Below are 10,098 nucleotides of genomic sequence, written 5' to 3'. Positions count from 1 at the left end.
CCGCCCAGCCTCCCAGCGGGGACATACAATCCAACCCGGCCACGGCCGGCCCCAGTTTGTTGCTTCGACACCAGCAAGTCTGCCGGGTCGGCCGTGTGCCTCTCTCCCCTTAGTTGGGAGAAGAACCATTTTTTTTTCGTGGCGGCGCCGGGCATGGCCTGGAGGTCATGCCAACTTCCCGCATGGGCGGCCGGGTGGGGAGGGTGGTATGCAGTCGTTTTCCCACGCCATGCAAGGAGGGCCCATGGACACCACCCGCCGCGACCTGTTCAGGCTGGGCGCGCTCGCCGCCGCCACCGCCGCCATGCCGGGGCTGGCCGCCGCCAGCCCCGCGTCCCGCCCGGCTCCGGGCGCTACCCCGGTCGAACGCGCCAGCCGCTCGCTGGACATCCTGATCCTGGGCGGCACCGGATTCACCGGGCCGTTCCAGGTGCGTTATGCGCTGGCCCGCGGCCACAGGGTGACCCTGTTCAACCGCGGCAAGCGGCCATCGCCCGAATGGCCGGGCGAGGTCGAGCAGCTGCATGGCGACCGCGAGACCGGCGACCTGTCCGCGCTGCGCGGGCGCCGCTGGGACGTATGCATCGACAACCCGACCAGCCTGCCGTCGTGGGTACGCGATGCCGGCAAGGTGCTGCGGGGCAACATCGGGCACTACCTGTTCATCTCGACCATCTCGGTCTACGCCGACGGCAGCCGCGCCGGCATCGACGAGGATGCGCCGCTGGCGCCGTACCGCGGCCGGGATGCCATGGCCGAAACCCGGCAGACGCTGATCGCCGACATGGAGAACCTCTACGGCCCGCTGAAGGCCCTCAGCGAGGTCGAAGCGCGGCGCCAGTTCGGCGATCGCACCACGATCGTCCGCCCGGGTTACATCGTCGGCCCGCGCGACGAGACCGACCGTTTCACCTACTGGCCGCACCGCGTGGCCCAGGGCGGCGAGATCCTGGTGCCGGGCGACGGCCAGGATCCGATCCAGGTCATCGACGGCCGCGACCTGGGCGAGTGGATGATCCGGCTGGCCGAGCAGGGCACCACCGGCACCTTCAACGCCGTCGGCCCCGCCTATCCGCTGACCATGGACGCGATGCTGCATGGCTGCCAGGCCGTGACCTCCACGCCCATCAGCCTCACCCACGTCGACCCGGACTTCCTCGAGGCCATGGAGGTCGAGCTGCCGATCTGGGTGCCGCGCGATCGTGGCCCGTATGCCGGCTACGGCCAGGTCAGCAATGCCCGCGCGGTCGCCGCGGGGCTGACCTTCCGTCCGCTGGCTACCACCGTGGCCGACTTGCTGGAGTGGTTCCGCAGCCTGCCGGCCGAGCGCCAGGCCAGGCTGCGTGCCGGCATCGACCGCCAGCGCGAGGCCGAGCTGCTGCGCGCCTGGCGCGCCGCCGGCTGAGGCCGGACAACACGCCATGCCACAGGCGTGGCACGCTGCCTTTCACGGCCGTGCCACGCCGCCCTGCGTAGTGTCGCCGGCCAATACATGGAACGGAGCAGGGCATGATCAAGTGGGCGATAATCTTCCTGGTGATCGGACTGGTGGCGGGTGCGCTTGGCCTCACCGGCGTGGCTGGCGTGTCGATGGGCATCGCCAAGTTCCTGTTCGTCACCGCCCTGTTGATTGCCGTCGTGCTCTTCGTACTGGGCGTGACCGTCTTCCGTCGGATCACCTGACGTCGGTTCCTGACCCCATATCCGCGTGGTGGTAGTCTCGCCTCGATGACGAAATTCCCGATTGCCTTGCGTTTCGCCTGGCTGTTCCTTTTGCTGTTGCCCGCCGCGTCATCCCTTGCGCGGAGCGCCGACCACCTGCCGCTGCCGGTCATGGACCTGCAGCGCTTCTCCGGCCACTGGCACCAGTTGGCCTGGCTTCCGGTGGACTTCCAGCGCAAGTGCGCGCGCCAGGGCGAGGTCCGCTACGTGCCGCGCCCGGACGAAGGTTTCGATCTTCACCGCTCGTGCCTGGACGATGAGGGGCGGCGGCTGGAGGACACGGCGGTCGTCGTGCCGGTGCCGGGCGCGCCCGGATCGCTGCAGGTGCGTTCGGCACCGCGCTGGCGCGCATGGCTGCCGATCGGCTGGGAACGGCGCTGGGTTGTCGCCGTCGATCCCGGCTACGAGTGGGCGCTGGTCGGTTCGCCCGACCGCGACCGCCTTTGGGTGCTCTCGCGCCAGCCGACGATGGACCGGCTGCAGCTGGCTTCGCTGGTCGAGCGGGTGCGGGTGATGGGGTATCCGGTCGAGCAGCTGGTCTTCGCCCCGGACGCCTATGCGGGCGAAGCCCGGCGCGTTCCGGCCAGGCTGGTGGTGCTGACCAACGAACCGTTCTGGCAGGCGCAGTTGCAGGACGACGTCCTGCGCCTGTCGGGACCGGGCCTGCCGCAGGCGCGTACCCTGCGCGTGGACATGCGCAGGGACATGGCCGTCCCTGGCGTGCAGCGCATCGTCGCGCGCGACGCGCATGGCGAAGTGGTCGTCCAGGTGGCCACCGAAAGCTGCCAGGACGACATGTCCGGCGCGTGGTTCCCCCTGCGGGCCTCGCTCTCCGTCGACGGTGACGCTCCGGTCCGCGGCTGTGCCAGGCCGGCCAACGCCCCCCCTCCGGGCGAGCCGCGCTAGCCGGCTACAATGGCCGCCGTTTTTTCTTGCAACGAGGATGCAATGGCTGCCATTCCTTCCTGTCCGCAGTGCGGGCTGGACAACACCTACGCCGACGGCGCGCTCTGGATCTGCCCGGACTGCGGCCACGAGTGGACCGCGGAGGAGGGCGCTGCCGGCGAAGCCGAAATGGTGGTCCGCGACAGCAACGGCAATCCGCTCGCGGCAGGCGACACGGTGGTGGTGATCAAGGACCTGAAGGTCAAGGGTTCCTCGATCCCGCTGAAGCAGGGCACGGTGATCCGCAACATCCGCCTGGTCGATGGCGATCCCGAGCACATCGAAGGCAACTCCGAGAAGATCAAGGGCCTGGTGCTGAAGACCCAGTTCCTGCGCAAGGCCTGAGGGAATGGCTGGTCATTCGTGATTGGTCATTGGTGATTGGTCATTGGTGATTGGTCATTGGTGATTGGTCATTGGTGATTGGGCGGGGCGTGTGGCCCGGGCAAGTGCAGCGCAACGCCGCTGCAGTGCCATGACGCGGGCGAGGCCTGGCGCTTCGCCACGCGCTGCGGCGTCGTCGTCTGGAGCACCGTTCCCTTCCCGTCGGGATGGGGTAGGGCGGACGGCCAGGCGCCGACGCAGCCCCCCGATCGCGGGCGTAGCCGAACGCCGGCGCCCGGACATCGCCTGCATGCCCCTCCGCGCGCGTCCGCTATGATTCGGCGTTCGTCCGGCGCCACCGCGCCGCAGTCCTTTCCAGGCCACGCTGCCCGCCAGCGTGGCCCGTCCGCAGGAGTACACGCATGCGTTCCAGACCTTTCGGCCGCACCGGCCACACTGTCGGCGAGATCGGCTTCGGCGCCTGGGCGATCGGCGCGGCCTGGGGCACGGTGGATGACAACGATTCGATCGCGGCGCTGCACGCAGCCCTGGATGCGGGGCTGGATTTCATCGACACCGCCGACGTCTACGGCGACGGCCATTCCGAGCGGCTGATCGCGCGCGTGCTCAAGGAGCGCGGCGGCAAGCGCCCGTTCGTGGCGACCAAGGCTGGCCGTCGCCTGCCGAAGCAGGAAGTGGCCGGCTACACCGCGCAGAACCTGCAGGAGTGGATCGACCGCAGCCGCCGCAACCTGGAGGTCGAGACCCTCGACCTGCTGCAGCTGCATTGCCCGCCGACCGACGCCTATTACCACCCGGAGCTGTTCGAGCACCTGGAGCGTCTGGTCGAGCGCGGCGCGATCGCGCGCTATGGCGTGAGCGTGGAGCGCGTCGAGGAGGCGCTCAAGGCGATCGAGTATCCGAACGTCGCCAGCGTGCAGATCATCTTCAACATGTTCCGCCTGCGTCCGGCGCAGCTGTTCTTCCGCGAGGCCCAGCGCCGCGGCGTGGCGGTGATCGCGCGGGTGCCGCTGGCCAGCGGCATGCTCAGCGGCAAGTTCCGCGCCGATACCCGCTTCGAGGAAAGCGACCACCGCAACTTCAACCGCAACGGGGAGGCCTTCGACGTGGGCGAGACCTTCTCCGGCGTGCCGTACGAAGTCGGCCTGGCGGCGGTGGAGAAGCTACGGCCGCTGGTGCCCGAGGGCGCCACCCTGGCCCAGCTGGCGCTGCGCTGGATCCTGATGCACGAGGCGGTTAGCGTGGTCATTCCCGGCGCGAAGAATCCACGGCAGGCGCTGGCCAACATCGCCGCTTCCGACCTGCCGGCCCTGTCCGACGAGGCCATGGCCGAGGTCGCGCGCATCTACGAACAGGACATCAAGCCCCACGTCCACCAGCGCTGGTGATGCGGGGGCGCGGCCCGCGTGCCGGTTCGCGCCTCGCCTGTTGTTGAACCCCTCCGACAGGAGCAAGCGACATGAAGATCCTCGTGGTCCTGACCTCGCATGACCGACTCGGCGATACCGGCGAGAAGACCGGTTTCTGGCTGGAGGAACTGGCCGCGCCTTACTGGCGTTTCCGCGACGCCGGCGCCGAGGTGGTGCTCGCCTCGCCCCGGGGCGGGCAGGCCCCGCTGGATCCGCGCAGCGATGCGCCCGAATCGCAGACCGACGACACCCGCCGGTTCCAGGCCGATGCCGTGGCGATGGCCGCGCTTGCCGACACCCGGCCGCTGGCGGGCGTGTCGATGGACGGTTTCGACGCGCTGTTCTATCCCGGCGGCCATGGTCCGCTGTGGGACCTGGCCGAAGACCCGCATTCGATCGCCCTGGCCGAGCGCGCGATTGCGGCCGGCAAGCCCGTGGGCGCGGTCTGCCATGGACCGGCTGCGTTGCGCCGGCCGCGCCGACCCGATGGCGCGCCGCTGGTGCAGGGGCGCAAGGTCACCGGCTTCAGCGACAGCGAGGAGGCCGCGGTCGGCCTGGCCGGCGTGGTGCCGTTCTCGGTCGAGGCCATGCTGCGCGACAACGGCGGCGAGTACTCGAAGGTCGCCGATTTCCAGCCCTACGTGGTCAGCGATGGCCTGCTGGTGACCGGCCAGAACCCGGCCTCGTCCGCGCCTGCCGCCGAAGCCCTGCTGGCCCTGCTGCGCTGAGGCCGCCCGCAGCGTCCGGATGGAGGCGCCCCCCGGGCGCTCCCTTCGCCGGTCGCCTGGTCGGGAACGGGCCACCGCAGGCGTAAAATGCCCGCTTCCCGTCATCCGGAAAGCACCAAGTGGCAGAGCAGACATCCGCGGACCTGGCCACCGCGGCCATCGGGGACGCGCACGCGCCCGCGGAAGTGCGCATCGCCCCGGCCTCGGCGGCCGATATCGAGGCCCTGTCCGCGCTGCTGGTGGAGACCGTCGCCAACAATGGTTCGGTCGGTTTCATGCACCCGTTGCCGCTGGACGAAGCGCGCGCCTTCTGGCGGGGCGCGCTGGAAGAGGCCGGGCAGGGCAAGCGCGTGGTGCTGTGCGCCTGGCTGGACGGCCAGCTGCTGGCCACCGGATCGCTGGCCCTGGTGCAGGCCCCCAGCCAGCCGCACCGGGCGGAGCTGACCAAGGTGATGACCGCGCCGGCGGCCCGTGGCCGTGGCGTGGGCGCGGCCCTGATGCACGCACTCGAACAGGCCGCCCGCGAACGCGGCCGCCGCCTGCTGACCCTGGATGCCTCGCTGATCGAGGGAGCCACTGCGTTCTATCGCAGGCTCGGCTACCACACCACCGGCGACATCCCAGAGTACGCCTACAAGCCGCTGGGTGGCCTCGGCGCGACCCGGGCCCTGTGGAAGCTGCTGGACGCACGCCAGCCGGCGCGCATCCTCCCGGCCGATCCGGAGGTCGACGAGCGCCACATGCGCCATGCGCTCCAGCTGGCCGAACGGGCCGGGAAGGAGTTCGACGAGATCCCGGTGGGCGCGGTGGTCGTCTCGGCCGAGGGCAAGGTGATCGGCGAGGGCTGGAATCGCAACATCCACGACCACGACCCCAGCGCCCATGCCGAGATCATGGCCCTGCGCCAGGCCGGGCAGGCGCTGTCCAACCATCGCCTGGTCGGCGCCACGCTGTACGTGACCCTCGAGCCCTGCGCGATGTGCGCCATGGCCCTGGTCCACGCCCGCGTCGCACGCGTGGTCTACGGCGCGGACGATCCCAAGACCGGCGCCTGCGGCAGCGTGTTTGACGTGATCGCGGACCCGCGCCACAACCATCGCGTGCAGGTGCAGGGCGGGGTCCTGGGCGAGGAGGCCGGCCGGCGCCTGACCAACTACTTCCGGGCCAAGCGCGGCAAGCCCCTGGTCTGAGCAGGACGCGGCGCCGGCGCCCGGGCCCGCTCAGGCCAGCGGGGCGCGCGGCGGCCGCGGGCGGTGGTCCATTTCCTCGTTGATCGCGGTCACCGCCAGCGTGGACTCGCGCGCCAGGAGGAAGCTGGCGGCGAACATGGACAGCACCCCGCCGGAGGCCAGCCAGATCGGCAGCGAGCCGAGCCGGTGCCCGGCGAAATTGTCCACCGCCACCGCCAGGCTGGTGCCGACGAAGCAGCTGATCGCCACGTACAACAGCTGGCCGGCGCGCAGCATCAGCAGGCTGCGCAGGCGCTGCAGGGCGATGCGCTTCTCGTACAGCGCCCGCTCCTCCTCGTCGCGGACGTCCACCAGTTCGCGCAGCAGGGTGCGGGCGCGGTCGATGATCCGGGCCAGGCGGTTGTTGGCCGACAGCAGCAGCGAGGCCGTGGCGGTCAGGAAGAAGGCCGGCGCCAGCATCGCGGCCAGGATGGCGTGGGTGCTCGACTCTTGCATTGGGCCTGGAGGGCAGGATGACTGCGGTATCATGCCAGTCCCCGCCGCGCCCGCAAGCGCCGCCCTGCCACTGGGAGTTTCGTAGCGCATGGCCATCGCCACAGGAATGGACCGCCTGATCTGGATCGACCTGGAGATGACCGGCCTGGACACCGACCGCGATTCGATCCTCGAGATCGCCACCGTCGTGACCGATGCCCAGCTCAACGTGCTCGCCGAAGGTCCGGAGCTGGCGATCTCCCATCCGCTGGAAACCCTGCAGGCGATGGACGAGTGGAACCGCAACCAGCACGGCCGTTCCGGCCTGTGGCAGCGTGTCCTCGACAGCGACGTGACCCTGGCCCAGGCCGAGGCGCGGACCGTCGCCTTCCTGCACGAGTGGGTCCCGGCCAAGGCCTCGCCGATGTGCGGCAACTCCATCTGCCAGGACCGCCGCTTCCTGCACCGGCTGATGCCGCGGCTGGAGCAGTACTTCCACTACCGCAACCTGGACGTGAGCACGCTCAAGGAGCTGGCCCGCCGCTGGTGCCCGGACGTGCTGTCCGGCGTCGGCAAGCAGGCCGCGCACACCGCGCTGAGCGACGTGCACGACTCGATCGCCGAGCTGCGCCACTACCGCCAGTTCCTGGGCAAGTTCTCCGGGTTGCCGGACGCCGGCTGAAGCATCGCCTGGGCGCCGCATTGCACGGCGGCACCGGCGGCAAGGAAAAGGCCCCGCGATGCGGGGCCTTTTCGTCTCCGGGTCCGGCGCAGGATCAGCCGGCGCGGCTCTTGGCCAGGCGCAGCCAGGTATCGACCACGGTGTCCGGGTTGAGCGACACCGACTCGATGCCTTCGTCCATCAGCCACTGTGCCAGGTCCGGGTGGTCCGACGGGCCCTGGCCGCAGATGCCGACGTACTTGCCCTTGGCGCGGGCGGCCTTGATCGCCATCGACAGCAGCTTCTTGACCGCCGGGTTCCGCTCGTCGAACAGGTGGGCGACGATCGAGGAGTCGCGGTCCAGGCCCAGCGACAGCTGGGTCAGGTCGTTGGAGCCGATCGAGAAACCATCGAAGATCTCCAGGAACTCGTCCGCCAGCAGGGCGTTGGACGGGACCTCGCACATCATGATGATCTTCAGGCCGTTCTCGCCCTGGCGCAGGCCGTTGGCGGCGAGCACCTCGACCACCTTGCGGCCTTCCTCGAGGGTGCGCACGAACGGGATCATGACCCAGAGGTTCTCCAGGCCCATCTCGTTGCGCACGCGCAGCACCGCCTTGCATTCCAGGGCGAAGGCGTCGGCGAAGGACGGATCGACGTAGCGGCTGGCGCCGCGGAAGCCGATCATCGGGTTCTCTTCCTCCGGCTCGTAGCGGTGGCCGCCGATCAGGTTGGCGTATTCGTTGGACTTGAAGTCCGACAGGCGCACGATCACCGGGTTCGGCGCGACCGAGGCGGTGAGGGTCGCAATGCCCTCGGCCAGGCGGTCGACGTAGAAGCTGACCGGATCGCTGTAGCCGGCGATCTTGGCGTCGATCTTCTTCTTCGTCTCGGCATCCTGCTTGGCGTACTCGAGCAGGGCCTTGGGATGCACGCCGATGTGGCTGGCGATGATCATCTCCAGGCGCGCCAGGCCGATGCCGGCGTTGGGCAGCTGGCCGAAGTCGAACGCGCGCTCCGGGTTGGCGACGTTCATCATGATCTTCAGCGGCGCCGGCGGCATGTTGCCGAGGTCGGTGGTGGTGCGCTCGAAGGGCAGGGCGCCGGCGTAGATGTAGCCGGTGTCGCCTTCGGCGCAGCTGACCGTCACTTCCTGGCCGTCCTTGATCAGCTCCAGCGCGTTGCCGGTGCCGACCACCGCCGGCACGCCCAGCTCGCGGGCGATGATCGCCGCGTGGCAGGTGCGGCCGCCGCGGTTGGTGACGATCGCGCTGGCGCGCTTCATCACCGGCTCCCAGTCCGGGTCGGTCATGTCCGCGACCAGCACGTCGCCGGGCTGCACGCGGTCCATGTCCTGCAGCGTGCGCACCACGCGCGCGGTGCCGGCGCCGATCTTCTGGCCGATGGCGCGGCCCTCGGCGATCACTTCGCCGCGCTTCTCCAGGGTGAAGCGCTCGATCTGGGTGGCATGGCCGCGCGACTTCACCGTCTCCGGGCGGGCCTGCACGATGAACAGCTTGCCGCTCACGCCGTCCTTGGCCCATTCGATGTCCATCGGGCGGCCGTAGTGCTGCTCGATGGTCAGGGCCTGTCGTGCCAGCTCCTGCACGTCCTCGTCGGACAGCGAGAAGCGGTTGCGCAGCTCGGCCGGCGTGTCCTCGGTGCGCACGCGCTCGCCCGGCTTGTCCGAATACACCATGCGGATCGCCTTGCTGCCGAGCGAGCGGCGCAGGATCGCAGGCTTGCCCTGCTTCAGCGTGGGCTTGTAGACGTAGAACTCGTCCGGGTTGACTGCGCCCTGCACGACCATCTCGCCCAGGCCGTAGCTGGCGGTGACGAACACCACGTCGCGGAAGCCGGATTCGGTGTCCAGGGTGAACAGCACGCCGGAGGCGCCCACGTCCGAGCGCACCATCAGCTGCACGCCGGCGGAGAGGAACACGTCCTCGTGCTTGAAACCGTGGTGCACGCGGTAGGCGATCGCACGATCGTTGTACAGCGAGGCGAACACTTCCTTGACCTTGTGCACGACGTCGTCGGCGCCGGTCACGTTGAGGAAGGTTTCCTGCTGGCCGGCGAACGAGGCATCGGGCAGGTCCTCGGCGGTGGCCGAGGAACGCACCGCGACGGCGATCTCGCCACCGCCGTTCTCGCTGCACAGCTTCGCGTAGGCGGTACGGATATCGGCATCCAGCGCCGGCTGCAGCGGGGCATCGATCACCCACTGGCGGATCTCGCGCCCGGCCGCGGTCAGTGCGTTGACGTCCTCGACGTCCAGCTGCGCGGGCCGGTCGTAGATGCGCTGGTGCAGGTCGTTGTGGGCGATGAAATCCTTGAACGCCTCGGCCGTGGTGGCGAAACCACCGGGGACCGAAACGCCGAGGCCGGACAGGTGTCCGATCATCTCGCCGAGGGAGGAATTCTTGCCGCCGACGCGTGCCAGGTCGGCAAGGCGCAGCTCATGCAACCACAGGATGTTCTGGTTCAAGTGCGATGCTCCGTGGAGCCACGCCCGGCCGGGCAATGGCCGTGTCCCGAGGTATGTGGGGCCGTTATGATGCCGCTGCGATTTGGCATATATCAATGTTGATCACGTCACTCAACACGAAACCGGAGACGTCACA

At 69.5% G+C, this 10,098-nt stretch carries 10 protein-coding genes and 1 pseudogene; 9 read left to right on the top strand and 2 right to left on the bottom strand.

Annotated features, from left to right (window positions below):
* Nucleotides 1–244 precede the first annotated feature (244 nt).
* From CSC68_RS04930 to tadA, 8 genes and pseudogenes are all read left to right on the top strand, one after another.
* On the top strand, nucleotides 245–1,405 hold the full coding sequence (locus CSC68_RS04930; RefSeq protein WP_162202420.1) for an NAD-dependent epimerase/dehydratase family protein: 1,161 nt from the start codon (nucleotides 245–247) through the stop codon (nucleotides 1,403–1,405).
* 104 nt (nucleotides 1,406–1,509) lie between these two features.
* Entirely contained in the window at nucleotides 1,510–1,683 is a 174-nt protein-coding gene (locus tag CSC68_RS04925) for a DUF1328 domain-containing protein (protein ID WP_162202419.1), read from the top strand.
* A 45-nt stretch (nucleotides 1,684–1,728) separates the two neighbouring features.
* Entirely contained in the window at nucleotides 1,729–2,628 is a 900-nt protein-coding gene (locus tag CSC68_RS04920; protein ID WP_162202418.1) for a lipocalin family protein, read from the top strand.
* A 42-nt stretch (nucleotides 2,629–2,670) separates the two neighbouring features.
* The gene (locus CSC68_RS04915) at nucleotides 2,671–3,012 is read left to right on the top strand and encodes a zinc ribbon domain-containing protein YjdM (RefSeq protein WP_162202417.1); all 342 of its coding nucleotides are present in this window, start codon (nucleotides 2,671–2,673) and stop codon (nucleotides 3,010–3,012) included.
* A 401-nt stretch (nucleotides 3,013–3,413) separates the two neighbouring features.
* The gene (locus CSC68_RS04910) at nucleotides 3,414–4,400 is read left to right on the top strand and encodes an aldo/keto reductase (protein ID WP_162202416.1); all 987 of its coding nucleotides are present in this window, start codon (nucleotides 3,414–3,416) and stop codon (nucleotides 4,398–4,400) included.
* 71 nt (nucleotides 4,401–4,471) lie between these two features.
* Nucleotides 4,472–5,149 carry a type 1 glutamine amidotransferase domain-containing protein gene (locus tag CSC68_RS04905; protein WP_162202415.1) on the top strand — a complete coding sequence of 226 codons (678 nt, stop codon included), beginning with the start codon at nucleotides 4,472–4,474 and terminating at the stop codon, nucleotides 5,147–5,149.
* A 275-nt stretch (nucleotides 5,150–5,424) separates the two neighbouring features.
* Nucleotides 5,425–5,754, top strand: a pseudogene (locus CSC68_RS15915) (GNAT family N-acetyltransferase); the annotation flags it as partial.
* A 75-nt stretch (nucleotides 5,755–5,829) separates the two neighbouring features.
* Nucleotides 5,830–6,339 carry a tRNA adenosine(34) deaminase TadA gene (gene tadA / locus CSC68_RS15910; RefSeq protein WP_281353798.1) on the top strand — a complete coding sequence of 170 codons (510 nt, stop codon included), beginning with the start codon at nucleotides 5,830–5,832 and terminating at the stop codon, nucleotides 6,337–6,339.
* Nucleotides 6,340–6,369: 30 nt separating this feature from the next.
* Here the strand turns inward: tadA and CSC68_RS04895 are convergent, their stop codons facing one another.
* Nucleotides 6,370–6,834: a DUF2721 domain-containing protein gene (locus CSC68_RS04895; RefSeq protein WP_162202413.1), complete on the bottom strand. Its 465-nt coding sequence runs from the start codon at nucleotides 6,832–6,834 to the stop codon at nucleotides 6,370–6,372.
* 88 nt (nucleotides 6,835–6,922) lie between these two features.
* Between CSC68_RS04895 and orn the strand changes: the two genes are divergently transcribed.
* The gene (orn, locus tag CSC68_RS04890; RefSeq protein WP_162202412.1) at nucleotides 6,923–7,495 is read left to right on the top strand and encodes an oligoribonuclease; all 573 of its coding nucleotides are present in this window, start codon (nucleotides 6,923–6,925) and stop codon (nucleotides 7,493–7,495) included.
* 94 nt (nucleotides 7,496–7,589) lie between these two features.
* Here the strand turns inward: orn and ppsA are convergent, their stop codons facing one another.
* The gene (gene ppsA, locus CSC68_RS04885; RefSeq protein ID WP_162202411.1) at nucleotides 7,590–9,962 is read right to left on the bottom strand and encodes a phosphoenolpyruvate synthase; all 2,373 of its coding nucleotides are present in this window, start codon (nucleotides 9,960–9,962) and stop codon (nucleotides 7,590–7,592) included.
* Nucleotides 9,963–10,098 lie beyond the last annotated feature (136 nt).

This window comes from Pseudoxanthomonas suwonensis, assembly GCF_010093235.1.
Taxonomy (GTDB): domain Bacteria; phylum Pseudomonadota; class Gammaproteobacteria; order Xanthomonadales; family Xanthomonadaceae; genus Pseudoxanthomonas; species Pseudoxanthomonas suwonensis.
Note: the sequence above shows the minus strand (reverse complement) of the source record. Positions and strands in the feature narration are given on the sequence as shown.

What these genes read in the sequence shown, in the direction of transcription:
- CSC68_RS04930 (WP_162202420.1), top strand. Translation starts at nt 245, where the DNA reads ATGGACACCACCCGCCGCGACCTGTTCAGGCTGGGCGCGCTCGCCGCC.
- CSC68_RS04925 (WP_162202419.1), top strand. Translation starts at nt 1,510, where the DNA reads ATGATCAAGTGGGCGATAATCTTCCTGGTGATCGGACTGGTGGCGGGT.
- CSC68_RS04920 (WP_162202418.1), top strand. Translation starts at nt 1,729, where the DNA reads ATGACGAAATTCCCGATTGCCTTGCGTTTCGCCTGGCTGTTCCTTTTG.
- CSC68_RS04915 (WP_162202417.1), top strand. Translation starts at nt 2,671, where the DNA reads ATGGCTGCCATTCCTTCCTGTCCGCAGTGCGGGCTGGACAACACCTAC.
- CSC68_RS04910 (WP_162202416.1), top strand. Translation starts at nt 3,414, where the DNA reads ATGCGTTCCAGACCTTTCGGCCGCACCGGCCACACTGTCGGCGAGATC.
- CSC68_RS04905 (WP_162202415.1), top strand. Translation starts at nt 4,472, where the DNA reads ATGAAGATCCTCGTGGTCCTGACCTCGCATGACCGACTCGGCGATACC.
- CSC68_RS04895 (WP_162202413.1), bottom strand. Translation starts at nt 6,834, where the DNA reads ATGCAAGAGTCGAGCACCCACGCCATCCTGGCCGCGATGCTGGCGCCG.
- orn (WP_162202412.1), top strand. Translation starts at nt 6,923, where the DNA reads ATGGCCATCGCCACAGGAATGGACCGCCTGATCTGGATCGACCTGGAG.